This is a genomic window from Jejubacter calystegiae, assembly GCF_005671395.1.
Taxonomy (GTDB): domain Bacteria; phylum Pseudomonadota; class Gammaproteobacteria; order Enterobacterales; family Enterobacteriaceae; genus Jejubacter; species Jejubacter calystegiae.
The window spans coordinates 600752-625592 of the sequence record NZ_CP040428.1; the positions used below are offsets into that span (position 1 = coordinate 600752).

The following is a 24841-nucleotide window of genomic DNA, read 5'->3' on the forward strand; positions in this document are numbered from 1 at the left end:
TTATAACGATACGGACACTGCAGTCAGCGCTTATTTGTCGCCGGTCTGCTCTGACACGGTGTTGCCTGGCGTCGGACCACGCGGCTCGTCAGTCGGACGCGGCGTGCCGTTGCTGCTACCGGTGTTGTTGCCGGAATCACCGGAAGTTCCCGGATCTTCCCAACCCGCTGGCGGGCGGACTTCACGGCGCGCCATCAGATCGTCGATCTGAGGTGCATCGATAGTCTCATACTTCATCAGCGCGTCTTTCATCGAGTGCAGAATATCCATATTGTCGTTCAGGATCTGGCGGGCACGATTGTAGTTACGCTCAATCATCGCCTTCACTTCCTGATCGATAATACGTGCGGTCTCATCCGACATATGCTTCGCTTTCGCGACGCTACGGCCCAGGAAGACTTCGCCGTCTTCTTCCGCATACAGCAGCGGCCCCAGCTTCTCGGAGAAGCCCCACTGGGTCACCATGTTGCGCGCCAGGTTAGTGGCTACTTTAATGTCGTTGGAGGCGCCGGTGGAGACATGCTCGACACCGTAGATAATCTCTTCCGCCAGACGACCGCCGTACAGCGTTGAGATCTGGCTTTCCAGCTTCTGACGGCTGGCGCTGATGGCGTCCCCTTCCGGCAGGAAGAAGGTCACACCCAGCGCGCGACCGCGCGGGATAATCGTCACTTTATGCACCGGATCGTGTTCCGGCACCAGGCGGCCGATAATGGCATGGCCCGCTTCGTGATACGCCGTGGATTCCTTCTGAGCTTCGGTCATCACCATGGAGCGGCGTTCCGCACCCATCATGATCTTATCCTTCGCCTTCTCGAATTCCACCATGGACACAACGCGTTTGTTACCGCGAGCAGCGAACAGTGCCGCTTCGTTAACGAGGTTAGCCAGGTCGGCGCCGGAGAAGCCCGGGGTACCGCGCGCGATAATCGCAGCATCGATATCGGTCGCCAGCGGCACGCGACGCATATGCACCTTCAGGATCTGTTCACGACCGCGTACGTCCGGCAGGCCGACAACAACCTGACGGTCGAAACGACCAGGACGCAGCAGCGCCGGGTCCAGAACGTCCGGACGGTTGGTCGCGGCGATAACGATAATGCCTTCATTGCCTTCGAAGCCGTCCATCTCAACCAGCATCTGGTTCAGGGTCTGCTCGCGCTCGTCGTGACCGCCGCCCAGACCTGCACCACGCTGACGACCCACGGCATCGATCTCATCGATGAAGATAATGCAGGGAGCCGCTTTCTTCGCCTGTTCGAACATATCACGGACACGGGACGCACCCACACCCACGAACATTTCTACGAAGTCGGAACCCGAAATGGTAAAGAACGGGACTTTCGCCTCACCGGCGATCGCTTTCGCCAGCAGGGTTTTACCGGTACCCGGCGGGCCCACCATCAGCACGCCTTTCGGAATCTTACCGCCCAGTTTCTGGAAGCGGCTCGGTTCGCGCAGATACTCAACCAGTTCACCCACCTCTTCTTTGGCTTCGTCGCAACCTGCAACGTCGGCAAAAGTGGTTTTGATTTGGTCTTCGGTCAACATCCGCGCCTTGCTCTTACCGAATGACATGGCGCCTTTACCGCCGCCGCCCTGCATCTGGCGCATAAAGAAGATCCAAACCCCGATCAACAGCAGCATCGGGAACCAGGAAATAAAGATAGAAGCCAGCAGGCTCGGTTCTTCTGGCGGCTCACCAACGACTTTTACGTTTTTGGTAACCAGGCTGTCGAGCAGTTTGGGATCGTTGATGGGGATATAAGTCGTGTATCGGTTACTATCTTTCTTGGTAACGTTGATTTCACGTCCGTTGATACGCGCTTCGCGAACCTGGTCCTGATTGACCTCTTGCAGGAAGGTAGAGTAATCCACCCTACGGCCATTTGACTCGCTGGGCCCAAAGCTCTGGAATACTGACATCAGCACGACTGCGATGACCAGCCAGAGTATTAGGTTTTTCGCCATGTCACTCAAGGGATTAACCTCATATTACAACTGCGTTAACAAACAGCGTCAGGGTACTATAGTTTACGCCCGGTCGCTACAATGTACACTTCGCGTGAACGGGCACGAGAAGAGTCCGGTTTACGAACTTTCACTTTCGTAAACAGGGAGCGAATTTCCCGCAGGTACTCATCGAAACCTTCGCCCTGAAAAACTTTCACTACAAAACTTCCGCCCGGCGCCAGCACATCGCGACACATATCGAGCGCCAGTTCGACCAGATACATGGCGCGGGGAATATCTACTGCCGGAGTCCCGCTCATGTTTGGCGCCATATCTGACATGACAACCTGAACTTTACTATCGCCCACACGCTCCATTAGCGCATTCACGACTAATTCATCACGAAAGTCGCCCTGAAGAAAGTCCACACCAACAATAGGATCCATAGGTAAAAGATCGCAAGCGATGATGCGGCCCTTGCCCCCAATTTGGCTTACCACATATTGTGACCAACCTCCGGGTGCGGCGCCAAGATCGACAACGGTCATTCCCGGCTTAAAAAGTTTGTCACTTTGCTGTATTTCATCAAGTTTAAACCAGGCCCGGGAGCGTAACCCCTTTTTCTGTGCCTGTTGAACATATTTATCGCTAAAGTGTTCCTGAAGCCAGCGACTGGAGCTGGCAGAACGCTTTTTACCTGTCATTTCGCATTCCATCCGGGTTCATCGTAAAGCCGCTGCTCAAAAAAACTGCGCCAGCTTAGCTATACTCTCAATGGGAGATGGCGGTAGAATGGCCCGTTTTCAATCCCAATGTAAGTAAAAAACACGATGAATCTGAGTACTAAACAAAAACAGCACCTGAAAGGTCTGGCACATCCGCTTAAGCCCGTCGTACAGCTTGGCGATAATGGTTTGACCGAAGGGGTACTGGCCGAGATTGAACAAGCGCTGGCGCATCATGAGTTAATCAAGGTGAAGATTGCCGCGGAAGACCGCGATACCCGGGCCCTGATTGTGGATGCTATCGTGCGGGAGACCGGCGCCTGCAATGTCCAGGTCATCGGTAAAACCCTTGTGCTGTATCGTCCCTCTGAAGAGCGCAAAATTTCGCTTCCTCGCTAAGAAACCCTCTCGGTTTCGGGCTACTGTAACAGCCAGAAACGGCGATTTCTTGCCGGAGTGTGTGCAAAATGCCACGCCCCTTCAGTTGTTAAAAGGCCGCATCGCGGCCTTTTTCTTATCTTTACAATCAGACATCACTGACACAAGCGTAGCAGAAATCAGAGGTACTCAACCTTAACGATCTCATACTCGACTTCTCCGCCCGGCGTCTTGATCACCACCACGTCATCCACCTCTTTGCCTACCAGCCCACGGGCGATAGGGGAATTGACGGAGAGAAGATTCTGCTTAATATCCGCCTCATCATCACCCACGATACGGTAGCACTGCTCTTCATCGCTATCGAGGTTCAGAATGGTAACGGTAGCTCCAAAGATAACGCGACCGTTGTTCGGCATTTTAGTGACATCAATCACCTGCGCGTTAGAGAGCTTGCCCTCAATATCCTTGATGCGCCCCTCGCAGAAGCCTTGCTGTTCGCGGGCGGCATGGTATTCAGCATTCTCTTTCAGATCGCCGTGCTCACGCGCTTCCGCAATCGCCGCAATGATCTCAGGGCGGCGGACGGATTTCAGGTGATCCAGCTCTTCGCGAAGTTTTTCTGCACCACGTAAAGTCATCGGAATAGGTTGCATTTCTTATACCTCTTAAAACTGTCCTGTTGGGATCGGTACACCACAGTCGGCACTCGGGCCTGGCCCGGAAGTCCTGCTTTTAGCCGGGAAAGAAACAAAAGAAAACCGACCCGGGGAAGACCCCCGGGTCAGTGATAATTTTTCAATTTGATACTCATTTTACCCGGAAGTTCCCCGGGGGTCATCGTTTACTTTGCGGTGCAATGCACCGTAGTATGACGGGCACGTTTCCAGGCCGTAACCGCGAGATTTATGCGATTTTCCAGTTTTATAATCGGGTTGACCAGCATTTTTACATTGAGCGCCCAGGCTGCCAGTGTGGATGAATACGTTCAGCAGCTCCCCGCCGGGAGCAACCTTGCGTTCCTGGCTCAGAAGGTGGGTGCGAGTTCGCCAACTATGGATTACCACGGTCAGCAGATGGCGCTACCGGCCAGTACCCAGAAGGTGATTACCGCGCTGGCGGCTCTGCTGCAGTTGGGGCCGGACTATCGCTTTACCACCACACTGGAGCGCCGCGGCGATGTGGAGGATGGCGTACTTCAGGGGGATTTGATCGCGCGCTTTAGTGGCGATCCTACTCTGCGTCGTCAGAATATTCGCAATCTGGTGACGGCGCTGAAAAAAGAGGGCGTACAGCGCATTAGCGGCAACATCCTGATCGACACCTCGGTCTTTACCAGCCACGATAAAGCGCCGGGTTGGCCATGGAACGACATGACCCAGTGCTTCAGCGCCCCCCCCTCGGCCGCCATTATCGACCGCAACTGTTTTTCCGTCTCGCTCTACAGCGCGCCGAAAGCTAACGACACCGCCTTTGTGCGTATCGCCTCATACTATCCGGTCACCGTTTTCAGTCAGGTGCGTACCCTGGCTCGCGGCTCGGCGGACGCCCGCTACTGTGAACTGGATGTGGTGCCGGGCGATCTTAACCGCTATACCCTGACCGGCTGCCTGCCCCAGCGCAGCGATCCGCTGCCGCTCGCCTTCGCGATTCAGGATGGTGCCGGCTATGCCGGCGCGATCATCAAAGACGAACTGAAAACCGCAGGCATTAGTTACGACGGCTCCCTGATGCGCCAGACCAAACCGGAAGAGCCCGGCACCGTCATTGCCAGCGTGAATTCGCCGCCACTGCACGATCTGCTGCGCATTATGCTGAAGAAGTCCGATAACATGATCGCCGATACCGTTTTCCGTACCATTGGTCGCGAATACTTCGGCGTTCAGGGTACCTGGCGCGCCGGTGCCGATGCGGTACGCCAGTTGCTGCGACAAAAGGCGGGTATCGATCTGGGTAATACCATCGTGGTGGACGGCTCAGGCCTGTCACGTCACAACCTGATCTCGCCAACCACCATGATGAAGGTGCTGCAGTACATTGCTGCCCACGACAGCGAGCTGAACTTTATTTCAATGCTGCCGCTGGCGGGTCACGACGGCTCGCTGCAGTATCGCGCCGGTCTGGATATCGCGGGGGTCAATGGCAAAGTTTCCGCCAAGACCGGATCGCTGCAAGGGGTGTATAATCTGGCTGGCTTTATCACGACTGCCAGCGGTCAGAAAATGGCGTTCGTCCAGTTCCTGTCCGGCTACGCCGTACCGCCGGCCGATTATCGTAACCGTCGTATTCCTTTATCCCGCTTCGAAGGGCGGCTTTATAAGGATATCTACCGGAATAACTGACTATGAAGCTACTCATTGTCGAAGACGATTTACTGCTGCAACAGGGACTGGCCCAGGCGCTGGGTAACGAAGGCTATGCCCTGGATTGTGCGGCCAGCGCCGCCGAAGCGGACGCGCTGATCCAGAGCGGCGAATACAGTCTGGTGATCCTCGATCTCGGCCTGCCGGACAAAGACGGCGCCACGCTGTTAAGCCAGTGGCGTCGCCGCGGCACCAGTAATCCGGTCCTGATCCTGACCGCCCGCGACGCGCTGGAAGATCGGGTTCAGGGGCTGGATGCCGGTGCTGATGACTACCTGGTCAAGCCTTTCGCCCTGACTGAACTTCAGGCCAGGGTGCGGGCGCTGATCCGCCGCTGGCAGGGCCAGAGCGATAACCTGCTGCAGCAAGATGATTTGACCCTCAACCTGCAAACTCAGCAGGTACTTTTGGGCGGCCAACCGGTGGAAGTCACCCCCAAAGAATTTGCTCTGCTTTGCCGCCTGATAATGCGGGTCGGCCAGACCGTTCACCGCGAAACGCTCCAGCAGGATATCTATAGCTGGCAGGACGACCCCGGCTCCAACACCCTGGAAGTGCATATCCATAACCTGCGCCGCAAGCTGGGCAAAGAGCGCATTAAAACGGTGCGCGGCGTCGGCTACCGGCTGGAGAAAATCCAGTGAACAGCATGCGCCGCCGTCTGATGATTATGCTGGCGGCGATTCTGCTGTTCTTTCAACTGGTGAGCGTTATCTGGCTGTGGCATGAAAGCCAGGAGCAAATCGGCTTTCTGGTTAATGAGACGCTGTCAGCACAAACCCGCAATCAGCACGTGGAAAAAGAGATTCACGAGGCCATCGCCTCCCTGCTGGTGCCTTCGCTGGTGATGGTGGGTTTCACCCTGTTCTTCTCGTTCTGGGCCGTAAGCTGGATCACCCGGCCGCTGAACCGTCTGCGCAGTAGCCTTGCCAGCCGTTCCGCCGATAATCTTTCGCCGTTGCCGATGTATACCGATATGGAAGAGGTGGCGGCCGTCACCACCTCCATTAACCAACTGTTGGCGCGTCTGGACAGCACCATTCAGCAGGAGCGGCTGTTCACCGCCGACGCCGCCCACGAGCTCCGCACGCCGCTGGCAGGCATCCGCCTGCATCTGGAACTGCTGGAGCAGCAGGGAATGCCCCAGGCCGGGTTGCTGATTGAGCGCATCGATCGCCTGATGCATACCGTTGGTCAGCTACTGATGCTGTCACGGGCCGGTCAGGCGCTGGCCAGCGGCCACTACACCACCGTGAACTGGCGCAACGACATTATCGCCCCGTTAACCATGGAGGCGGAAGAGATGGCGCAGCAGCGCCAACAACGCATTATTTGGCCGGCGTCTTCCCCCCTGATGGTGGAAGGCGACGCGGTGTTGTTACGCCTGATGCTGCGTAATCTGCTGGAGAATGCCTGCCGTTACGGACCGGAGGGCGGCGTTATTGATGTGCGGCTTAGCCAGCAGCAGGAAGGAACGCAGCTGACGGTTATCGATGAGGGCCCCGGCATTGATGAGGAACATCGGCTGAAAATTACCGAGCCGTTTCGCCGCCTCGATCAGCGCTACGGCGGCAGCGGCCTTGGGCTAAGTATTATTCAGCGCATCGTGCAGCTTCATCGGGGGAAAATTATTCTGGAAAACCGTCGCGATAGCGAAGGTCTTGAGGCGGGCTGCTGGCTACCAACCCATATCGATTAAAAAACGCCCCGCGTCCCTTCTTCTCTTGTGAAGGTAACGCAGGGCGTATTCTGACGATTAGCGCTCGTAGATAATCTCTACGCCTTCGTCGTCGTCTTCATCCCAGTCATCGTCCCAGTCGTCATCTTCTGCTTCGCTGGCTGTCTCTTCCAGCTGCTGACGATGGTAGTCATCCCACATGAATTCGACCTTCTCAGGCTGCTGCTCGCCTTCTTCCTTATTGACCGGGTTCTCAATGATGAAATTCATCACATCCCAGCACAGCGCGTTCACGCCGTCGTGGCTGGCTGCGGAGATCAGGTAATGCTTACCTTCCCAGCCCAGAGCGTCGGCGATTTCCTGAGCCTTCGCTTCCGCCTCTGCCCTGTCCATCAGATCGACTTTGTTAAACACCAGCCAGCGCGGCTTCTCAGCCAGCTTGCTGCTGTATTTTTCCAGCTCGCTGATAATCACCCGGGCATTTTCAACCGGATCGGACTCATCGATAGGCGCAATATCGATCAGGTGCAGCAGTACCCGGCAGCGTTCCAGATGCTTCAGGAAGCGAATGCCCAGGCCGGCGCCTTCCGCCGCCCCTTCAATCAACCCGGGAATATCCGCCACCACGAAGCTCTTTTCGCTGTCCATACGCACCACGCCCAGGCTTGGCACCAGGGTGGTAAACGGATAGTCCGCCACTTTCGGTTTCGCTGCCGAGACCGAACGAATAAAGGTGGATTTGCCGGCATTAGGCAGTCCCAGCATGCCGACATCCGCCAGCAGCATCAGTTCCAGCAGTAGATCGCGCTTATCGCCCGGCGTGCCGTTAGTCTTCTGACGCGGCGTTCGGTTAACCGAAGATTTAAAACGGGTATTGCCCAGGCCGTGCCAGCCCCCTTTGGCAACCATCAGACGTTGACCATGTTTGGTCATATCGCCCATGACTTCGCCAGTGCCCTGGTCGACCACACGGGTTCCTACCGGCACTTTAATGGAGACATCTTTACCCCGCCTGCCGGTACAATCACGGCTCTGGCCGTTCTGGCCCCGCTCGGCCCGAAACGCTTTCTCAAAGCGATAGTCGATCAGGGTGTTCAGGTTCTCATCGGCCTCCAGCCAGACGTCTCCCCCATCACCGCCATCACCGCCATCCGGGCCCCCTTTCGGGATATATTTTTCGCGGCGGAAACTGATACAACCGTTACCACCATCACCCGCGACGACCAGAATCTTCGCTTCATCAACAAACTTCATCTTACTTCTCCGTAACTCATTCGCCCGGGCGGGTAGTGGTCATTGCCACCGCCGCGTCACGCTTACGTAAACCGCCCCACAGACGGTGACCGATAGCGGAATACATCGCGCCCGATACCACGACGAAAGCCCCCACCAGCGCCAGCAAATTATGCATCGGTCTGTCGAAGACCAGGGGCCAGGCGAGTGACAACAATTCAGAAAACAGCAGTGTAAACAGCGGCGTCAGCGTAATCAGGGCGCTGACCTGCGCCGCCTGCCAGCGAGCCATCGCTTCCGCCAGGGCACCATATCCAACCAGGGTATTCAACCCACAGAAGATAAGACAGGCAAGCTGCCAGCTATCGAGCTGCATGATGACCCCAGGGCTTGCCAGCGGCAACAAGGCTATTGTACATAAAATATACAACAATAATAAAATCTGCTGTGATGCCAGACGGCGTAACAGTACTTTTTGGGCCAGGCCATAGCACACCCATGACGATGCGGCGCCAACGCCGAAAATCACGCCCCAGGTGTAATCCGTCAGCCGGGTGAAGATCTCCACCAGACTGGTGTTGAAAAACATGATCAGCCCGCTCAGCAGCATTAGCGCGCCGACCACCTGGGTACCGCGCATCTTCTCTTTAAGCACAATCACGCTTGCCACCATCAATCCAACCGGTGAAAGCTGACCAATCACCTGGGAAGCGGTGGGGTTCAGGTACTGAAGCGAGGAGCTGAACAGGATAAAGTTACCGAACAGGCCGCCGGTGGCTATCGCCAGCAATCCGAGCCAGCGAGGCTTACGGAACATCCGCAAGGGCGGTAGTTGACCGCGCATCGCCAGAATGGGCGCCAGCCCAATCCCGGCCAGCAGGAAACGATAAAACACCACAGTAGGAGGATCCATGACCTCCAGCACCTGCTTCATGGCTATCGGTAGCGCACCCCAGCACATCGCGGTCACGATCGCCAGAACGAAACCGACGCTGGCCTGCTGTTTCATCACTCTTTCCCCTGTTGCGGCAACTGCCTGCCCCAGAATAATAAAAAGCCCCGCAACGTGTTGCGGGGCTCTATCCGTTACCGGGACTCGAAAAACTTATTCAGCGACGATGCTGATAAATTTACGGTTTTTCGGGCCTTTCACTTCGAACTTAACTTTACCGTCAGTCAAAGCGAACAGAGTGTGGTCACGGCCGCAACCAACGTTGGTGCCTGCGTGGAATTTGGTGCCACGCTGACGAACGATGATGCTACCTGCCAGAACTGCTTCACCGCCAAAGCGTTTTACGCCCAGACGTTTAGCTTCTGAATCGCGACCGTTACGAGTTGAGCCGCCAGCCTTTTTGTGTGCCATTTTACCTGCTCCCCTGTATTAAGCGCTGATACCAGTGATCTTCACATCAGTGAACCACTGACGGTGACCCTGCTGCTTACGGTGATGCTTACGACGACGGAACTTAACGATCTTAACTTTCTCGCCGCGACCGTGAGCAATGATTTCAGCTTTGATTACGCCGCCATCAACGAAAGGAACGCCGATTTTGACATCTTCGCCATCAGCAACCATCAGAACTTCGTTGAATTCAACGGATTCACCAGTTGCGATGTCCAGCTTTTCCAGGCGAACGGTCTGACCTTCGCTTACTCGGTGTTGTTTACCACCACTTTGGAAAACTGCGTACATAAAAAACTCCGCTTTCCGCGCTGGCCTTTCTTTGGATTCAGGCTGCGCTACAAATATTCACAATAGGGCGCGAATATTACGCAAATAGTGAGGCTTTGACAAGCCCGATCGACGTTCTGTACAGAAAAAAAACGCAACTGCGACGGCGCCGTTTATCTGCCGCGTTTTTACGGTACAATCCGTACAATTGAGTATACGATTCCCCATTACGTTATCCCGTAGGGATGTGTGGTCAACAGGACGATAGCCAGATTTTTGCGATGAATTTAGAGAATATTAATCAGTTAACCGCGCAAGATATGGCGGGTGTCAACGCAGTCATCCTTGAGCAACTCAGCACTGATGTTCAGCTTATCAATCAGTTGGGATACTACATCGTTAGCGGCGGTGGAAAGCGCATTCGCCCCATGATCGCCGTGCTTTCTGCCCGGGCGCTCGACTATCAGGGGGATGCCCACATCACGCTCGCCGCGCTGATTGAGTTTATCCACACGGCCACCCTGCTGCACGACGATGTTGTGGACGAGTCGGATATGCGTCGCGGCAAGGCGACAGCCAACGCCGCCTTCGGAAACGCCGCCAGCGTGCTGGTGGGTGACTTTATCTATACCCGCGCCTTCCAGATGATGACCCGTCTGGGCTCATTAAAGGTGCTGGAAGTGATGTCCGAAGCGGTCAACGTTATCGCTGAAGGCGAAGTACTGCAGTTGATGAACGTCAACGATCCGGACATCACGGAAGAAAGCTATATGCGGGTTATCTATAGCAAGACTGCCCGCCTGTTCGAGGCCGCCAGCCAGTGTGCGGGAATTCTGGCCGGTGCGACGCCGGAGCAGGAACAGGCGTTGCAGGATTATGGCCGTTATCTGGGTACCGCTTTCCAGCTTATCGACGATCTGCTGGATTACAGCGCCGATGGCGAAACTCTGGGCAAGAATGTCGGCGACGATCTGAATGAAGGCAAGCCGACACTACCGCTACTGCACGCCATGCAGAACGGCACGCCGGAACAGGCCCGGATGATCCGTCAGGCTATTGAGGAAGGCAACGGCCGTCATTTATTGGAACCGGTTCTGGAAACAATGGCCGCCTGCGGATCGCTGGAATGGACCCGTCAGCGTGCGGAGGAAGAGGCCGATAAAGCCATCGCCGCCCTCGCCGCCCTGCCGGACACGCCGCAGCGTGAAGCCCTGGTGGCGCTGGCGCATATCGCCGTACAGCGTAATCACTAATCTCCCCCGCGTCGTCCGGCGCGGGTTTCACCCGTTTCATTCTCCTCTGTGCATCAGTCCACATTTCAGCGCGTATTAGAAACTTACAGGAACCATTGGTAACTGTTTATGTTATAAACAGAAGGCAATGAAGTCACCGGAGCTATGGCACATTCTGCTGACAGGGAGAAAACATGAAAAACCAATTCGTCGACTGGCACTCTGCCGATATCATCGCAGCGCTTCGTAAAAAGGGAACATCACTGGCGGCGGTTTCACGCAGTGCCGGTCTTAGCTCGTCCACGCTTGCCAACGCGCTTAGCCGCCCCTGGCCGAAAGGCGAACGGTTGATCGCCGAAGCGTTAGGCATTGACCCGTGGGTGATCTGGCCATCCCGCTACCACGATCCTGTTACCCACGAGTTTATCGACAGAAGGCGTTCCATTCGCCAGCGCTAAAAACGAAACGGGGCCAATCAGGCCCCGTTTTTTGCTCTTATCTCAGCGATTATTCTTCGCCGGAGATGCGCTCGATTCTGGCGCCCAGCGCCTGCAGCTTATCTTCAATACGTTCATAGCCGCGATCGATATGGTAGATACGCTCCACCACCGTGGCACCTTCCGCGATACAGCCCGCCAGTACCAGGCTCGCAGAAGCGCGCAGGTCAGTCGCCATGACCTGAGCGCCGGACAGATGCTCAACGCCGTGACAAATCGCGGTATTGCTTTCGATCTCCGCGTGCGCGCCCATACGAATCAGCTCGGGAACGTGCATAAAGCGGTTTTCAAAGATGGTTTCGGTGATGACGCCAGTCCCTTCCGCTACCATATTCAGCAGCGTGAACTGGGCCTGCATATCGGTCGGGAATCCCGGATGCGGTGCAGTACGCACGTTTACCGCCTTCGGGCGCTTGCCGTGCATATCCAGGCTTATCCAGTCATCACCGGTCTCAATATCGGCACCGGCATCACGCAATTTGGCCAGCACGGCATCGAGCGTGTGCGGGCAGGCATTGCGACACATCACCTTACCGCCGGAAACTGCCGCAGCCACCAGGAAGGTGCCGGTTTCAATGCGATCCGGCAGTACGCGCCATACGCCGCCGCCCAGTCGCTCTACCCCTTCAATGGTGATGCGATCGCTGCCCATGCCGGTGATCTTCGCGCCCAGTTCGTTCAGGAAGTTGGCGGTATCGACAATTTCCGGCTCCCGCGCCGCGTTTTCGATGACGGTAGTGCCTTCCGCCAGCGTCGCCGCAGTCATGATGGTCACGGTAGCGCCAACGCTTACCTTATCCATCACGATATGCGCCCCTTTCAGACGGCCGTTAACCGATGCTTTAACGTAGCCCTCTTCCAGCTTGATCTCTGCGCCCAGTTGCTCCAGGCCGCTGATATGCAGATCCACAGGACGCGCGCCGATAGCACATCCTCCCGGCAGTGAGACCTGACCCTGACCAAAGCGTGCCACCAGCGGCCCCAGAGCCCAGATGGAAGCGCGCATGGTTTTAACCAGTTCATAAGGCGCACAGAAGATGTCGACCTTGCTGGCATCGATCCAGACAGAACCATTACGCTCCACTTTGGTGCCCAGCTGGCTGAGCAGCTTCATGGTGGTATCGATGTCCCTGAGTTTTGGAACATTCTGAATCTCCACCGGCTCTTCAGCCAGCAGAGCCGCGAACAAAATCGGCAGGGCCGCGTTTTTCGCTCCGGAAATCGCCACTTCGCCGCTCAACCGGGTCGGGCCCTGTACACGAAACTTATCCATTCAACAGTTCTCTATTATTCAATCTCTGCTACCGGCGCACTGCCCATAGCTTAAAAGCCGTTTAATTTACGGTCGCGTTCCCACTCCTGCGGGGTATAAGCCTTAATGGAGACCGCGTGAATGCGGTTTTCGGCAATCAGCTCCATCAGCGGCGCATAAACAGCCTGCTGCTTCTTAACGCGACTCATATCGGCGAACAGGTCACCCACCGCGATAACCTGAAAGTGGCTGCCATCGCCAGAGACGTGGGCTTCCTGAAGGGGCAGTGCATTCATCAGCACTGTCTGAATTTCATGATTTTCCATGGGATCACTTCGTCGGATAGTAAAACAGCCCCACATCTTAGAGGAAAGTGGCGCACGCTTAAACAGGCAAAGCGGCCCGGATTGTAACAATCATCCGGGCCGCCAGGTAAAGTGCTGAAAATTAGAGGCCGTCTGTGGGAAAGGCGCCTGACGGCAAATTGTAGAGCCGGGCCAGGGTCTGCAGGCTGGGGCTAACGCCGCTAATCGTCACCGACTGACCAGAAGATGAGGCGAGAGCAACCAGATGCACCAGCAACGCCAGGCCTGCGGTATCTACCCGTTCCAGCCCCTGCAACGCGATATACCGCAGGTCGCGGCTCACTTCAGCCCGTGCGTCCCACAGTGGACGCAGGGTCTGCTCCTCGAGTACGCCTTCCAGGTTCAGGGTCTCGCCCTGACGTGCCCAGCGTAGCGATGCGGACATTACTTTTTCTCGTCCAGGGTGATTTTCTGTTTAGAGATAGATTTTAGCTGTTCGGTCAGACCATCAATGCCTTTAGTGCGCAGCAGATCGCTCCATTCATTCTGTTTGGTGGTGATCATGCTGACGCCTTCGGCAATCATGTCGTAGGCCTGCCAGTTGCCGCTCTGGGTGTTCTTACGCCACTGGAAGTCCAGGCGTACCGGCGGACGGCCGTTGGGATCGATGATAGTGACGCGAATCGGCACTATGGTGGCGTCGCCCAGCGGCTTTTCGGGAGCGACCTGATAAGTCTGGCCGTGATACATCGCCAGCGCCTGGCCGTAGGCCTGTTTCAGATATTCGCGGAAAGCAGCGAAGTAGGCTTCACGCTGCGCCGGAGTCGCCTCTTTATAGTAACGACCCAGCACCAGGGCACCGGCATATTTTACCTGCACGTAGGGCAGCAGTTCCTGATCGACCACGTCGCGCAGATGGTCCGGGTTCTGACGAATCTGCGGCTGCTCGCGTTTCAGACGATCGAAGGTTTTTTTCGCCGCTTCGTTCATCACCTGATAAGGATTGGACATATCCGCGGCTACCGCTGTTGCCAGCGGCGCAATCACCAGCATAGCGACCATTAACATACGTTTAATCATATGAATTTTCTCCTGAATTACTTCGTCGTGCCGGGTTGCGGCTGTGTTCCATTATCTCCGGCCGCGGCCTTATCGCCATCGCCCGGGTTCTTATTATCGTCGCTGTTGCTCTTGTACAGGAACTGACCGATCAGATCCTCCAGCACCATCGCCGACTTGGTGTCCTGAATGGTATCACCATCCTTAAGAATAGCGGTTCCCAGCTCAGGATCCTCGAAGCCGATATTCATCGCCAGGTACTGCTCTCCCAGAAGCCCGGAGGTGCGGATCGCCAGCGAGCTGGTATCCGGAATATGGTTATAACGCTGTTCGATGTCCATCGCTACCCGCGGCAGATAGCTCTTCGGGTCAAGGGAGATATCGTGCACCCGGCCAATAGTCACCCCGCCGATACGAATAGGCGAGCGCTCCTTCAGACCGCCGATATTATCGAAGGTCGCATACAGACGATAAGTTGGCTCGCTGTTCAGCGCGGTGACGTTAGCCACCTTCAGACACAGGAAAATGGCGGCCACCAGCGCTATCAACAAAAACGCGCCGACCCAGATTTCAGATTTCTTGGTTTGCATTCACTTAATTCCCAAACATCAGTGCCGTCAGCACAAAATCCAGACCCAGCACCGCCAGCGACGCATGCACGACGGTACGCGTGGTTGCCCGACTAATTCCCGCGGAGGTCGGCACCGCATCATAGCCGTTAAACAGCGCTATCCAGCTTACGGTTACGGCGAACACTACGCTCTTAATCACGCAGTTCACCAGATCCATACGCCAGTCAACCGCGTTCTGCATGGCGGACCAGAAGAAGCCGGCGTCGATGCCTTTCCAGGTCACGCCCACCAGCGCGCCGCCCAGAATCCCGACGGCGACAAAAATCACCGATAGCAGCGGCAGCGAAATCATACCGGCCCAGAAGCGCGGCGAAACGACCCTGCGCAGCGGATCCACCGCCATCATCTCCATACTGGAAAGCTGCTCGGTGGCCTTCATCAGGCCAATCTCCGCCGTCAGGGCGGAGCCCGCACGTCCGGCGAACAGCAGCGCCGTCACCACCGGCCCCAGCTCCCGCAACAGCGATAGCGCCACCATCATGCCAAGACTGGTTTCCGCACTGTAGGTGGTCAGCACCAGATAGCCCTGGAGCCCCAGCACCATCCCGATAAACAGCCCGGAAACGATGATGATCATCAGCGACAGTACGCCAACGTTATAGAGTTGCTTAACCAACAGTGGGGCGTGTTTACGGAATTCCGGCTTGCCCACCAGCGCGTTAAACAACATTAACCCGGCACGCCCGAACGCGGCGCAGGTCGCTATCCCACGACGGCCGAACGACGCCAGTGCATTTAGAAGCATGAGTGGCTCAACTCCCTGTTCCTGTTAGATCGTGTTGGTAGTCCCCGGCGGGGTAGCGGAACGGAACCGGACCGTCGGCGATGCCGTCCAGGAACTGGCGCACCCGGGGATCCTGATTATCCGCAAGCGACTGGGGCGAACCTTCAGCCACCACCCGACGATCCGCGATAATCCAGGCGTGATCCGCGATGCTCAGCACCTCTGGCACGTCGTGGGAAACCACAATACAGGTGACACCCAGCGAGCTGTTCAGCTCGGAGATCAGCTTCACCAGCACTCCCATGGTAATGGGATCCTGACCGACAAAAGGCTCATCGAACATGATCAGATCCGGCTCAAGCGCGATAGCGCGCGCCAGTGCTGCACGGCGCGCCATACCGCCGGACAGTTCGGAAGGCATCAGCGACGCCGCGCCCCGCAGTCCTACCGCCTCCAGCTTCATCATCACCGTGCTATGCAGCAGCGGCTCCGGCAGCCGGGTATGCTCGCGCAGCGGCCAGGCCACGTTTTCAAATACGGTGAGATCGGTAAAGAGCGCCCCGGACTGGAACAGCATACTCATCCGTTTGCGCACCTGGTAAAGCCGCGAGCGTGACATGGCGGGTATGTTTTCTCCGTCGAAGAGAATCTCCCCGGTATCCGGCGGGATCTGGCCGCCGATCAGGCGCAACAGCGTCGTTTTACCGATGCCTGAAGGGCCCATAATCGCCGAGATCTTGCCCCGGGGTACCGAGAGCGTAATCTCGTCAAAGATACGCCGCTCCCCTCTCGAGAAGCTGACTCCCCGAACCTCGACCAGATTCGTCTGCGTCTGGCTCATCAATTGAGTTCCTGTTTACCGCATAAGATTCGCTCTGTGGCAGAGCATTCATCAAAACCCCGCATTCTTACAGAAGAATAACGCGCCGGGTTAGCTAAAGCTGGCATTTGTTTTACTTTTTCCCTTCTAAAAGTCAAAATTAAGAATTAAACGCAACTAACACAGAACTGTATGCGCGCCCGGGGTTTCCAGCCAATGGACCGGCGATTATACCTTCCTTGAGGATTCTGCATGCTTTTAGCTACGGCTCTGTTAATCATCGGGTTACTTCTGGTTGTTTATGGCGCAGACCGGCTGGTATTTGCCGCGTCGATTCTTGGCCAGAGCCTGGGCGTTCCACCTCTGATTATTGGTCTGACCGTAGTCAGTATCGGTACTTCCCTGCCAGAAATTATTGTTTCGGCGGCGGCCGGGCTGCATGGCCAGTTGGATCTGGCAGTAGGAACGGCGCTTGGCTCTAATATCACCAATATTCTGCTGATACTGGGTCTGGGCGCGTTACTGCACCCCTTTACCGTGCATTCCGATATTCTGCGCCGCGAGTTACCCTTAATGTTGGCGCTCAGCGTTCTGTGCGGCTTTTTGCTGTATGACGGCAACCTGAGCCGACTGGATGGCGTGATATTGCTGGCAACCGCCGTGCTTTATCTGCTGTTTACCGTTAAGATTGCCCGTCTCGCCCAACGTCAGGGTAATGATAGCCTGACCAATGAGCAAATGCTGGAATTACCGCGCGGCGTAAGCCAGCCGGTCGCGTTTCTCTGGCTGGGCGTTGCGCTGCTGATTATGCCGGTGGCCACCCGAATGGTGATCGATAACGCCACCGTGCTGGCTAACGCCTTTTCAGTGAGCGAGCTGCTGCCAGGCCTGACGATCATCTCCGTTGGCACCAGTTTGCCTGAGCTGGCGACGGTGATTGCTGGCGCACGTAAAGGCGAGGACGATATCGCTATCGGTAATATTATTGGCGCTAACATTTTTAATATCGCCATTGTGCTTGGGCTGCCGGCGCTGCTCTCGCCTGGCGCCTTTGACCCGCAGGCTATAGTTCGGGACTATGGTCTGATGCTGGTGGTCAGCGTACTTTTTGCTCTGCTGTGCTGGCGTAAGACGCGCCATATCGGACGCACGGTGGGCGCCCTGTTAACCTGTGGATTTTTAATATGGATGACGGTGCTGTTTATCACGGCTCCTCGTCTCGTTGAATAACTGGAAAAGATTATGTCGCAGATTGCTATACCGCCCGGTTTCGACTTTCAGCAAGCGGGTAAAGAAGTGCTGGAGATCGAACGTGAAGGGATCAATCAACTGACGCAGTATATCAATGAGGACTTCACGCGCGCCTGCGAAATGATTTTCCACTGCCCCGGCAAAGTCGTGGTCATGGGCATGGGGAAATCGGGCCATATTGGCCGCAAGATGGCAGCCACCTTCGCCAGTACCGGCACACCTTCCTTCTTTGTGCATCCCGGTGAGGCCAGCCACGGCGATCTGGGCATGGTGACGGCGCAGGATGTCGTTATCGCCATCTCCAACTCCGGCGAATCCAGCGAGATTCTGGCGCTGATCCCGGTGCTGAAGCGCCTGCGGGTACCGCTGATCTGCATCTCTGGCCGCCCGGAAAGCGCCATGGGGCGCGCCGCCGACGTCCATCTGTGCATCACAGTTCCCCAGGAGGCCTGTCCGCTGGGACTGGCGCCGACCACCAGCACGACCGCAACACTGGTCATGGGCGATGCCCTGGCGGTGGCGCTGCTGAAAGCCCGCGGTTTTACCGCCGAAGATTTCGCGCTCTCCCACCCCGGCGGCGCGCTGGGGCGCAAACTACTGCTACGGGTTAACGACATTATGCATACCGGCGATGAAATTCCCCGCGTCAGTAAAGAGGCGACACTACGCGACGCGCTGCTGGAGATCACTCGCAAAAATCTGGGGATGACGGTTGTCTGCGACGACGATATGACCATTGAAGGCATCTTCACCGACGGCGACCTGCGCCGGGTATTCGACACCGGCGTCGATCTCTATCAGCTCCATATCACCGATGTGATGACCTCAGGCGGTATTCGCGTACGTCCGGATATTCTGGCCGTCGATGCACTCAACCTGATGCAGAACCGCCATATCACCTCGGTGATGGTTGCCGATGGCGACAAACTACGCGGTGTGTTACATATGCATGACTTACTGCGCGCTGGCGTAGTGTAAAGAAGGATAAGCGGTAATGAGCAACCAGGAAGCAATGCTTGCCACCTGTTATGGTCCGGTAAGCTCGCAGGTCATGAATCGGGCGCAGAATATTCGCCTGCTGATTCTCGATGTCGACGGCGTGATGTCCGACGGCCTGATCTATATGGGCAACAACGGCGAAGAGCTAAAAGCCTTTAACGTGCGTGACGGTTACGGTATTCGCTGCGCCCTGACCTCCGATATCGAGGTGGCGATCATCACCGGACGCGATGCGAAGCTGCTTGAGGATCGCTGTAAAACGCTCGGTATTACACATCTTTACCAGGGGCAGTCAGATAAACGGCTGGCCTTTCAGGAGCTGTTGCATAAACTCTCATTAACAGCCGATCGGGTAGCATACATCGGCGATGATCTTATCGACTGGCCGGTCATGGCTGAAGTGGGGCTGAGCGTCGCCGTTGCCGATGCCCATCCGCTGCTGCTGCCGCGAGCAGATTATGTGACCCGCATTGCAGGCGGCCGCGGCGCGGTACGCGAAGTGTGCGATCTGCTACTGCTGGCGCAGGGCAAGCTGGAGGAGGCTAAAGGGCAATCCCTATGAGTAAGCTGAAACGTTGGATCATTATCGGGCTGGCCATTGTGGCACTGGTACTGATCGGCTTTAATCTGACCGACCTCGATGATGCTGCGCCTGAAGCCGTGAACAGTAACGAGCCGACCTACAAGAGCGAGCACTCCGACACTGTCGTTTACAACCCTCAGGGGGCGTTGAACTATCGACTGGTCGCTCAGCACGTGGAATATTTCTCCGCAGAAGAGCTTTCGTGGTTTACTCTGCCAGTGATGACCGTTTATGACGCCAACGACGCAAATAAGACCGCCACCTGGTCAGTTCGCGCCGATCGCGCCAAACTGACTAAAGATCGTATGCTGTATTTGTACGGAAATGTGGTGGTGACCGCGCTGGCGCCAGATTCGCAATTGCGTAAAATCACCACCGATAATGCCCAGGTGAACCTTGTGACACAGGATGTTACTTCTGATGACCTCGTCACGCTGTACGGGACCACATTTAATTCCAAAGGCCTAAAAATGCGCGGAAACCTGCGCAGCAAAACTGCCGAGCTGATTGAAAAGGTTAGATCCTCATATGAAATCCAGAATAAACAAACACAGCCTTAATCTCCTGCTGGCCGGTACGCTTTTTGCCGCAGCGCTCCCGGCCTTTGCAGTTACCGGTGACACCGATAAACCGATCCATATCGAATCCGACCAGCAGTCGCTGGATATGGAAGGCAACGTGGTGACCTTTACCGGCAACGTAGTGGTGACTCAGGGCACGATTAAGGTGAACGCCGACAAAGTGGTGGTGACCCGTCCGGGCGGCGAAAAAGGTAGAGAGGTGGTGGAAGCCTATGGTAAACCTGCCACTTTCTACCAGATGCAGGACAACGGCAAACCGGTGAAAGGCCACGGCAGCAAGATGCGCTACGAGCTTCAGAATGATTATGTCATCCTGACCGGTAATGCATACCTGGAGCAGCTCGACAGCAACATCAAGGGCGATAAGATCACCTATCTCGTAAAAGAGCAGAAAATGCAGGCTTCCAGTGAGAAAGGCAAACGCGTGACAACCGTTCTGGTACCGTCACAGCTTCAGGATAAAAACAATTCCGGTCAGAAGAGTAACTAATTTCGTATGGCAACACTCACTGCAAAGAACCTCGCCAAGGCCTATAAGGGCCGAAAGGTGGTAGAAGATGTCAGCCTGACCGTGGAGTCCGGCGAAATCGTCGGTCTGCTTGGCCCTAACGGCGCCGGTAAGACCACAACCTTCTACATGGTGGTGGGCATCGTCCCGCGCGATGCCGGTAATATCATCATCGACGATGAAGACATCAGTCTGCTGCCGCTGCACGCCCGCGCCCGCCGCGGCATCGGCTATCTGCCTCAGGAAGCGTCCATTTTTCGGCGCCTGAGCGTCTTCGACAACCTGATGGCGGTGCTGCAAATTCGCGACGATCTGTCGGCGGAACAGCGTACCGATCGCGCCAACGAGCTGATGGAAGAGTTCCACATCGAGCACCTGCGCGATAACCTGGGTCAATCCCTCTCCGGTGGGGAACGTCGACGGGTCGAAATCGCCCGCGCGCTGGCGGCTAATCCCAAATTTATCCTGCTGGATGAGCCCTTCGCAGGGGTCGATCCCATCTCGGTTATCGACATCAAACGCATTATCGAACACCTGCGCGACAGCGGTCTTGGCGTCCTGATCACCGACCATAACGTTCGCGAGACGCTGGCCGTCTGCGAACGCGCTTATATCGTCAGCCAGGGGCACCTGATTGCCCATGGTACGCCTGATGAGATCCTCAAGGACGACCAGGTGAAACGCGTGTATCTTGGGGAAGAGTTCAGACTCTGATAGGGTAAGGACTGGACGCCGCACGCCCCTATGAGTGCGCGGTTTCATCGAAACATTGACCTGAGGTAGCTTGTTCTGAACATGAAGCAAGGTTTGCAATTAAAGCTGAGCCAACAGCTTGCCATGACGCCCCAGCTGCAACAGGCCATCCGCCTGCTGCAGCTCTCCACGCTGGAACTCCAGCAGGAGCTTAACCAGGCGCTGGAAAGCAATCCCCTGCTTGAACAGAGCGACCCCCTTGACGAAGTCGCGACCACCGAAAGCAGCGACAGCGAAACGCTCGATAGCCGGGATGCGCTGGAACAAGACTCCATGCCCGAAGAGCTGCCGCTTGATGCCAGCTGGGACGAGATCTATACCGCAGGCACTCCCTCCGGTACCGGCACTGACTATGTCGACGACGAACTGCCCATCTACCAGGGCGAAACCACCCAGTCCCTTCAGGACTACCTGATGTGGCAGGTTGAGCTAACTCCTTTCTCCGACACCGATATCGCCATCGCGACCTCTATTGTCGACGCCGTCGACGACACCGGCTACCTCACCATCACGGTCCAGGACATTCTGGACGGCATGGGCGATGAAGAGGTGACCCAGGAAGAGGTAGAGGCGGTACTCAAGCGCATTCAGCGCTTCGATCCGGTTGGCGTGGCTGCCCGCGATTTGCGGGAATGTCTGTTGATCCAGCTTTCTCAGTTCGCGCCCGAAACCCCGCGCCTGAATGAGGCGCATCAGATCGTCAACGATCATCTCGATCTGCTGGCCAATCATGATTTTCGCTCGCTGATGCGCGTTACGCGCCTTAAAGAGGAGGTGCTGAAAGAATCCGTCGGGCTGATTCAGTCCCTCGATCCACGCCCAGGCCAGTCGATTCAGACCAGCGAGCCGGAATACGTTATCCCTGACGTGCTGGTCCGTAAGCACCAGGGACGCTGGGTTGTGGAACTTAACGGCGACAGTATTCCGCGCCTGAAGATTAATCAGCAGTATGCGGCCATGGGGACCAGCGCCCGTAACGACAGCGACAGCCAGTTTATCCGCAGTAATCTGCAGGAAGCGAAGTGGCTGATTAAGAGTCTGGAGAGCCGTAACGACACCCTGCTACGCGTCAGCCGCTGTATTGTGGAACAGCAGCAGGCCTTTTTCGAACATGGTGAAGAGCATATGAAACCCATGGTGCTGGCCGATATCGCCCAGGCCGTTGATATGCACGAATCCACCATCTCACGCGTCACCACTCAAAAATACCTCCAGAGTCCAGGAGGTATTTTTGAGCTCAAGTATTTCTTCTCCAGCCACGTGAGCACCGAAGGCGGCGGCGAAGCCTCCTCTACGGCTATCCGGGCGTTGGTGAAGAAATTAATCGCTGCGGAGAATCCCGCCAAGCCACTGAGCGACAGTAAGCTCACCGCCATGCTCTCCGACCAGGGGATTATGGTGGCGCGCCGAACCGTTGCGAAGTACCGAGAGTCTTTATCGATTCCTCCGTCTAACCAGCGTAAACAACTGGTCTGACTCAACAGATAAGGAAGACACTATGCAGCTCAACATCACTGGACAAAACGTCGAAATCACCGATGCATTGCGCGATTTTATCAATCCAAAATTCGCCAAGCTGGAGCAGTATTTTGATAGGATCAATCAGGTCTATATTGTGTTGAAAGTGGAAAAGGTTTCCCACGTCGCGGAAGCGACGCTGCACGTCAACGGCGGAGAGCTGCACGCCAGCGCGGAAGCTCAGGATATGTACGCGGCCATTGATGGCCTGATCGACAAGCTGGCGCGGCAGTTAACCAAACATAAAGATAAACTGAAACAACACTAATTGTCCGGGCGTTTCTGTGACCCGTGCGGCTCGCCATTGCGGCGGGCCGTTCCCGCAGAAGGCTTAGGTGAAATTATGATGAACAATGATTTAGCGCTGCAACTGAGCAATGTCCTTAACCAGGAGTGTACCCGAAGCGGCGTCCCGTGCCAGAGTAAAAAGCGGGCGCTGGAGGTAGTCAGCGAGCTGGCTGCCAAACAGCTGGGGCTGGCTCCCCAGCTCGTGTTTGAGGCTGTACTGACCCGGGAGAAAATGGGGAGTACCGGTATCGGTAACGGTATCGCCATCCCCCACGGTAAGCTGGAAGAGGATACCGAACGCGCCGTGGGCGTCTTTATTAAGCTGGAGACCCCCATCGCCTTCGATGCTATCGATAATCAGCCGGTGGATCTGCTGTTCGCGCTGCTGGTGCCGGCGGACCAGACCAAAACGCATCTGCATACGCTGTCTCTGGTAGCGAAACGGCTGGCGGACAAAACTATCTGCCGTCGGCTGCGAGCGGCGCAAAGCGATGAAGAGCTTTATCAGATCATCACTGAAGAAAACCTGGATGTTGAATAATAAACATTCCGGCAGGAATCACGGCCGCGTAGCAACGCGGTCGATTAATGGGGGGAGAGACTGCACATGGTGCTGATGATTGTCAGCGGCCGTTCAGGTTCAGGGAAGTCCGTGGCACTGCGCGCGCTGGAAGACATGGGCTTTTACTGCGTCGATAACCTGCCGGTCGTGCTACTGCCGGAACTGGCGAATACGCTGGCTGAGCGCGGTATTTCGGCGGCGGTCAGTATCGACGTCCGTAATATGCCGGAATCGCCGGAAATCTTTGAACGGGCAATGGACAGTCTGCCCAAAGCCTTTTCGCCGCAGTTGCTGTTCCTGGATGCCGATCGCAATACCCTGATTCGCCGCTACAGCGATACCCGACGCCTGCATCCGCTATCCAGCAAAAACCTGTCGCTGGAAAGCGCTATCGACCGTGAGAGCGACCTGCTGGAGCCGCTGCGTTCCCGGGCCGACCTCATTATCGATACCTCGGAAATGTCGGTACACGAACTGGCGGAGATGCTCCGTACCCGGCTGCTGGGCAAGCGGGAACGCGAGCTGACCATGGTCTTCGAATCCTTCGGCTTTAAGCACGGTATTCCCATCGACGCCGATTACGTCTTCGACGTGCGCTTCCTGCCGAACCCGCACTGGGATCCCAAACTGCGCCCGATGACCGGTCTGGACAAGCCTGTTGCCGCCTTCCTGGACCGGCACACCGAGGTGCACAACTTTATCTATCAGACCCGCAGCTACCTTGAGCTCTGGCTCCCCATGCTGGAGACCAACAATCGTAGCTATCTGACTGTCGCCATCGGTTGTACCGGGGGTAAGCACCGTTCGGTCTACGTTGCCGAACAGCTGGCGGACTATTTCCGCTCCCGCGGCAAGAATGTGCAGTCGCGCCACCGAACCCTGGAAAAGCGTAAAACATGACCGTCAGACAAACCGTTGAAATCACTAACCGACTGGGCATGCACGCCCGGCCGGCGATGAAGCTATTCGAACTGGTACAGAGCTTTGATGCCGAAGTTCTGCTGCGTAACGAGGGCGGCATCGAGGCGGAAGCCAGCAGCGTTATCGCCCTGTTGATGCTGGACTCCGCTCAGGGAGGCCACATCGAAATCGAAGCCAGCGGCCCCCAGGAGCAGGAGGCGTTAAGTGCCGTCATCGCGCTGTTTAACGCCGGCTTTGACGAAGAGTAACCCCTTCCCCGACTTTCACATCTCTTGCGAATAAACCTGATTCAGATCAAGCCAACCTGATGTTGGCTTTGCTGTTTGTGCCCCTGCTTCTATCATCAGATTAATC

General features: G+C 56.2%; 31 protein-coding genes. 17 read left to right on the forward strand and 14 right to left on the reverse strand.

The genetic code is table 11. From position 1 onward, the window contains the following. Positions 1-30 precede the first annotated feature (30 nt). Positions 31-1971 (reverse strand): ATP-dependent zinc metalloprotease FtsH, encoded by a 1941-nt coding sequence (gene ftsH, locus FEM41_RS02735; protein WP_138094211.1) that lies wholly within the window; start codon positions 1969-1971, stop codon positions 31-33. Between the two features lie 56 nt (positions 1972-2027). Further along, positions 2028-2657 (reverse strand): 23S rRNA (uridine(2552)-2'-O)-methyltransferase RlmE, encoded by a 630-nt coding sequence (gene rlmE / locus FEM41_RS02740; RefSeq protein WP_138094213.1) that lies wholly within the window; start codon positions 2655-2657, stop codon positions 2028-2030. A gap of 126 nt (positions 2658-2783) precedes the next feature. Here rlmE and yhbY point away from each other — a divergent pair, with 126 nt between their 5' ends. Further along, the gene (gene yhbY, locus FEM41_RS02745) at positions 2784-3077 is read left to right on the forward strand and encodes a ribosome assembly RNA-binding protein YhbY (protein WP_138094215.1); all 294 of its coding nucleotides are present in this window, start codon (positions 2784-2786) and stop codon (positions 3075-3077) included. Between the two features lie 158 nt (positions 3078-3235). Here the strand turns inward: yhbY and greA are convergent, their stop codons facing one another. Next, positions 3236-3712, reverse strand: a complete 477-nt coding sequence (gene greA / locus FEM41_RS02750; protein WP_138094217.1) for a transcription elongation factor GreA — start codon at positions 3710-3712, stop codon at positions 3236-3238. A gap of 252 nt (positions 3713-3964) precedes the next feature. Between greA and dacB the strand changes: the two genes are divergently transcribed. Genes dacB through pmrB form a run of 3 tightly spaced genes read left to right on the forward strand, consistent with a single transcriptional unit; the run spans position 3965 to position 7118 of the window. Beyond that, positions 3965-5398, forward strand: a complete 1434-nt coding sequence (gene dacB, locus FEM41_RS02755; protein WP_138094219.1) for a serine-type D-Ala-D-Ala carboxypeptidase — start codon at positions 3965-3967, stop codon at positions 5396-5398. 2 nt (positions 5399-5400) lie between these two features. Further along, the gene (gene pmrA, locus FEM41_RS02760; protein ID WP_138094221.1) at positions 5401-6063 is read left to right on the forward strand and encodes a two-component system response regulator PmrA; all 663 of its coding nucleotides are present in this window, start codon (positions 5401-5403) and stop codon (positions 6061-6063) included. Continuing rightward, positions 6060-7118, forward strand: coding sequence for a two-component system sensor histidine kinase PmrB (pmrB, locus tag FEM41_RS02765; protein ID WP_138094223.1), 1059 nt, complete (start codon positions 6060-6062; stop codon positions 7116-7118). The genes pmrA and pmrB overlap by 4 nt, the downstream gene beginning before the upstream one ends. 57 nt (positions 7119-7175) lie before the next feature. Here the strand turns inward: pmrB and cgtA are convergent, their stop codons facing one another. The 4 genes from cgtA to rplU all read right to left on the reverse strand — a co-directional run bounded on the left by cgtA (position 7176) and on the right by rplU (position 10023). Continuing rightward, positions 7176-8351, reverse strand: a complete 1176-nt coding sequence (gene cgtA / locus FEM41_RS02770) for an Obg family GTPase CgtA (RefSeq protein WP_138094225.1) — start codon at positions 8349-8351, stop codon at positions 7176-7178. A 16-nt stretch (positions 8352-8367) separates the two neighbouring features. Next, a complete protein-coding gene (locus FEM41_RS02775; RefSeq protein ID WP_138099094.1) occupies positions 8368-9339 on the reverse strand; it encodes a DMT family transporter in 972 nt (323 codons plus the stop codon). Between the two features lie 96 nt (positions 9340-9435). Then, complete coding sequence (rpmA, locus tag FEM41_RS02780; RefSeq protein ID WP_002434222.1) at positions 9436-9693, reverse strand: 50S ribosomal protein L27; 258 nt, start codon at positions 9691-9693, stop codon at positions 9436-9438. Positions 9694-9711: 18 nt separating this feature from the next. Then, complete coding sequence (rplU, locus tag FEM41_RS02785; protein WP_138094227.1) at positions 9712-10023, reverse strand: 50S ribosomal protein L21; 312 nt, start codon at positions 10021-10023, stop codon at positions 9712-9714. Positions 10024-10283: 260 nt separating this feature from the next. On the opposite strand from rplU, the gene ispB reads away from it, so the two are divergent. Together ispB and sfsB are read left to right on the forward strand one after the other, a co-directional pair. Then, positions 10284-11255, forward strand: coding sequence for an octaprenyl diphosphate synthase (gene ispB / locus FEM41_RS02790; protein WP_138094229.1), 972 nt, complete (start codon positions 10284-10286; stop codon positions 11253-11255). Between the two features lie 173 nt (positions 11256-11428). Then, the gene (gene sfsB, locus FEM41_RS02795) at positions 11429-11692 is read left to right on the forward strand and encodes a DNA-binding transcriptional regulator SfsB (protein ID WP_138094231.1); all 264 of its coding nucleotides are present in this window, start codon (positions 11429-11431) and stop codon (positions 11690-11692) included. A 49-nt stretch (positions 11693-11741) separates the two neighbouring features. Here sfsB and murA read toward each other — a convergent pair whose 3' ends face one another. The 7 genes from murA to mlaF form a co-directional block, all read right to left on the reverse strand. After that, a complete protein-coding gene (gene murA, locus FEM41_RS02800) occupies positions 11742-13004 on the reverse strand; it encodes a UDP-N-acetylglucosamine 1-carboxyvinyltransferase (RefSeq protein ID WP_138094233.1) in 1263 nt (420 codons plus the stop codon). Positions 13005-13054: 50 nt separating this feature from the next. Further along, positions 13055-13309, reverse strand: a complete 255-nt coding sequence (gene ibaG / locus FEM41_RS02805) for a BolA family iron metabolism protein IbaG (protein ID WP_138094235.1) — start codon at positions 13307-13309, stop codon at positions 13055-13057. Between the two features lie 121 nt (positions 13310-13430). After that, on the reverse strand, positions 13431-13733 hold the full coding sequence (gene mlaB / locus FEM41_RS02810) for a lipid asymmetry maintenance protein MlaB (RefSeq protein WP_138094237.1): 303 nt from the start codon (positions 13731-13733) through the stop codon (positions 13431-13433). Continuing rightward, positions 13733-14368 carry a phospholipid-binding protein MlaC gene (mlaC, locus tag FEM41_RS02815; protein WP_138094239.1) on the reverse strand — a complete coding sequence of 212 codons (636 nt, stop codon included), beginning with the start codon at positions 14366-14368 and terminating at the stop codon, positions 13733-13735. The genes mlaB and mlaC overlap by 1 nt, the downstream gene beginning before the upstream one ends. Before the next feature lie 17 nt (positions 14369-14385). Next, positions 14386-14937: an outer membrane lipid asymmetry maintenance protein MlaD gene (gene mlaD / locus FEM41_RS02820; protein WP_138094241.1), complete on the reverse strand. Its 552-nt coding sequence runs from the start codon at positions 14935-14937 to the stop codon at positions 14386-14388. A gap of 4 nt (positions 14938-14941) precedes the next feature. Beyond that, complete coding sequence (gene mlaE / locus FEM41_RS02825) at positions 14942-15724, reverse strand: lipid asymmetry maintenance ABC transporter permease subunit MlaE (protein WP_138094243.1); 783 nt, start codon at positions 15722-15724, stop codon at positions 14942-14944. Positions 15725-15731: 7 nt separating this feature from the next. Then, positions 15732-16544: a phospholipid ABC transporter ATP-binding protein MlaF gene (gene mlaF, locus FEM41_RS02830; RefSeq protein ID WP_138094245.1), complete on the reverse strand. Its 813-nt coding sequence runs from the start codon at positions 16542-16544 to the stop codon at positions 15732-15734. Between the two features lie 231 nt (positions 16545-16775). Here mlaF and FEM41_RS02835 point away from each other — a divergent pair, with 231 nt between their 5' ends. The 11 genes from FEM41_RS02835 (at position 16776) to npr (ending at position 24735) form a co-directional block, all read left to right on the forward strand. Further along, positions 16776-17753 (forward strand): calcium/sodium antiporter, encoded by a 978-nt coding sequence (locus FEM41_RS02835; RefSeq protein WP_138094248.1) that lies wholly within the window; start codon positions 16776-16778, stop codon positions 17751-17753. A 12-nt stretch (positions 17754-17765) separates the two neighbouring features. Continuing rightward, entirely contained in the window at positions 17766-18752 is a 987-nt protein-coding gene (kdsD, locus tag FEM41_RS02840; protein WP_138094250.1) for an arabinose-5-phosphate isomerase KdsD, read from the forward strand. Positions 18753-18768: 16 nt separating this feature from the next. Next, complete coding sequence (gene kdsC, locus FEM41_RS02845; RefSeq protein WP_138094252.1) at positions 18769-19335, forward strand: 3-deoxy-manno-octulosonate-8-phosphatase KdsC; 567 nt, start codon at positions 18769-18771, stop codon at positions 19333-19335. After that, complete coding sequence (gene lptC, locus FEM41_RS02850; protein WP_138094254.1) at positions 19332-19916, forward strand: LPS export ABC transporter periplasmic protein LptC; 585 nt, start codon at positions 19332-19334, stop codon at positions 19914-19916. The genes kdsC and lptC overlap by 4 nt, the downstream gene beginning before the upstream one ends. After that, positions 19885-20427, forward strand: coding sequence for a lipopolysaccharide ABC transporter substrate-binding protein LptA (lptA, locus tag FEM41_RS02855; protein WP_138094256.1), 543 nt, complete (start codon positions 19885-19887; stop codon positions 20425-20427). The genes lptC and lptA overlap by 32 nt, the downstream gene beginning before the upstream one ends. 6 nt (positions 20428-20433) lie before the next feature. Further along, a complete protein-coding gene (lptB, locus tag FEM41_RS02860; protein ID WP_138094258.1) occupies positions 20434-21159 on the forward strand; it encodes an LPS export ABC transporter ATP-binding protein in 726 nt (241 codons plus the stop codon). Positions 21160-21240: 81 nt separating this feature from the next. Beyond that, entirely contained in the window at positions 21241-22674 is a 1434-nt protein-coding gene (gene rpoN / locus FEM41_RS02865) for an RNA polymerase factor sigma-54 (RefSeq protein ID WP_138094260.1), read from the forward strand. A gap of 22 nt (positions 22675-22696) precedes the next feature. Further along, positions 22697-22984 (forward strand): ribosome hibernation promoting factor, encoded by a 288-nt coding sequence (gene hpf / locus FEM41_RS02870; RefSeq protein WP_138094262.1) that lies wholly within the window; start codon positions 22697-22699, stop codon positions 22982-22984. 75 nt (positions 22985-23059) lie between these two features. Continuing rightward, positions 23060-23545 (forward strand): PTS IIA-like nitrogen regulatory protein PtsN, encoded by a 486-nt coding sequence (gene ptsN, locus FEM41_RS02875; protein ID WP_138094265.1) that lies wholly within the window; start codon positions 23060-23062, stop codon positions 23543-23545. Positions 23546-23611: 66 nt separating this feature from the next. Next, on the forward strand, positions 23612-24466 hold the full coding sequence (gene rapZ, locus FEM41_RS02880) for an RNase adapter RapZ (protein WP_138094267.1): 855 nt from the start codon (positions 23612-23614) through the stop codon (positions 24464-24466). After that, the gene (gene npr / locus FEM41_RS02885; RefSeq protein ID WP_138094269.1) at positions 24463-24735 is read left to right on the forward strand and encodes a PTS phosphocarrier protein NPr; all 273 of its coding nucleotides are present in this window, start codon (positions 24463-24465) and stop codon (positions 24733-24735) included. The genes rapZ and npr overlap by 4 nt, the downstream gene beginning before the upstream one ends. Positions 24736-24841 lie beyond the last annotated feature (106 nt).

Bases quoted from the DNA above. Each gene is read 5' to 3' on its own strand.
- ftsH (WP_138094211.1), bottom strand. From the start codon at position 1,971: ATGGCGAAAAACCTAATACTCTGGCTGGTCATCGCAGTCGTGCTGATG.
- rlmE (WP_138094213.1), bottom strand. From the start codon at position 2,657: ATGACAGGTAAAAAGCGTTCTGCCAGCTCCAGTCGCTGGCTTCAGGAA.
- yhbY (WP_138094215.1), top strand. From the start codon at position 2,784: ATGAATCTGAGTACTAAACAAAAACAGCACCTGAAAGGTCTGGCACAT.
- greA (WP_138094217.1), bottom strand. From the start codon at position 3,712: ATGCAACCTATTCCGATGACTTTACGTGGTGCAGAAAAACTTCGCGAA.
- dacB (WP_138094219.1), top strand. From the start codon at position 3,965: ATGCGATTTTCCAGTTTTATAATCGGGTTGACCAGCATTTTTACATTG.
- pmrA (WP_138094221.1), top strand. From the start codon at position 5,401: ATGAAGCTACTCATTGTCGAAGACGATTTACTGCTGCAACAGGGACTG.
- cgtA (WP_138094225.1), bottom strand. From the start codon at position 8,351: ATGAAGTTTGTTGATGAAGCGAAGATTCTGGTCGTCGCGGGTGATGGT.
- FEM41_RS02775 (WP_138099094.1), bottom strand. From the start codon at position 9,339: ATGAAACAGCAGGCCAGCGTCGGTTTCGTTCTGGCGATCGTGACCGCG.
- rpmA (WP_002434222.1), bottom strand. From the start codon at position 9,693: ATGGCACACAAAAAGGCTGGCGGCTCAACTCGTAACGGTCGCGATTCA.
- rplU (WP_138094227.1), bottom strand. From the start codon at position 10,023: ATGTACGCAGTTTTCCAAAGTGGTGGTAAACAACACCGAGTAAGCGAA.
- ispB (WP_138094229.1), top strand. From the start codon at position 10,284: ATGAATTTAGAGAATATTAATCAGTTAACCGCGCAAGATATGGCGGGT.
- sfsB (WP_138094231.1), top strand. From the start codon at position 11,429: ATGAAAAACCAATTCGTCGACTGGCACTCTGCCGATATCATCGCAGCG.
- murA (WP_138094233.1), bottom strand. From the start codon at position 13,004: ATGGATAAGTTTCGTGTACAGGGCCCGACCCGGTTGAGCGGCGAAGTG.
- ibaG (WP_138094235.1), bottom strand. From the start codon at position 13,309: ATGGAAAATCATGAAATTCAGACAGTGCTGATGAATGCACTGCCCCTT.
- mlaB (WP_138094237.1), bottom strand. From the start codon at position 13,733: ATGTCCGCATCGCTACGCTGGGCACGTCAGGGCGAGACCCTGAACCTG.
- mlaC (WP_138094239.1), bottom strand. From the start codon at position 14,368: ATGATTAAACGTATGTTAATGGTCGCTATGCTGGTGATTGCGCCGCTG.
- mlaD (WP_138094241.1), bottom strand. From the start codon at position 14,937: ATGCAAACCAAGAAATCTGAAATCTGGGTCGGCGCGTTTTTGTTGATA.
- mlaE (WP_138094243.1), bottom strand. From the start codon at position 15,724: ATGCTTCTAAATGCACTGGCGTCGTTCGGCCGTCGTGGGATAGCGACC.
- mlaF (WP_138094245.1), bottom strand. From the start codon at position 16,544: ATGAGCCAGACGCAGACGAATCTGGTCGAGGTTCGGGGAGTCAGCTTC.
- FEM41_RS02835 (WP_138094248.1), top strand. From the start codon at position 16,776: ATGCTTTTAGCTACGGCTCTGTTAATCATCGGGTTACTTCTGGTTGTT.
- kdsD (WP_138094250.1), top strand. From the start codon at position 17,766: ATGTCGCAGATTGCTATACCGCCCGGTTTCGACTTTCAGCAAGCGGGT.
- kdsC (WP_138094252.1), top strand. From the start codon at position 18,769: ATGAGCAACCAGGAAGCAATGCTTGCCACCTGTTATGGTCCGGTAAGC.
- lptC (WP_138094254.1), top strand. From the start codon at position 19,332: ATGAGTAAGCTGAAACGTTGGATCATTATCGGGCTGGCCATTGTGGCA.
- lptA (WP_138094256.1), top strand. From the start codon at position 19,885: ATGAAATCCAGAATAAACAAACACAGCCTTAATCTCCTGCTGGCCGGT.
- lptB (WP_138094258.1), top strand. From the start codon at position 20,434: ATGGCAACACTCACTGCAAAGAACCTCGCCAAGGCCTATAAGGGCCGA.
- rpoN (WP_138094260.1), top strand. From the start codon at position 21,241: ATGAAGCAAGGTTTGCAATTAAAGCTGAGCCAACAGCTTGCCATGACG.
- hpf (WP_138094262.1), top strand. From the start codon at position 22,697: ATGCAGCTCAACATCACTGGACAAAACGTCGAAATCACCGATGCATTG.
- ptsN (WP_138094265.1), top strand. From the start codon at position 23,060: ATGATGAACAATGATTTAGCGCTGCAACTGAGCAATGTCCTTAACCAG.
- rapZ (WP_138094267.1), top strand. From the start codon at position 23,612: ATGGTGCTGATGATTGTCAGCGGCCGTTCAGGTTCAGGGAAGTCCGTG.
- npr (WP_138094269.1), top strand. From the start codon at position 24,463: ATGACCGTCAGACAAACCGTTGAAATCACTAACCGACTGGGCATGCAC.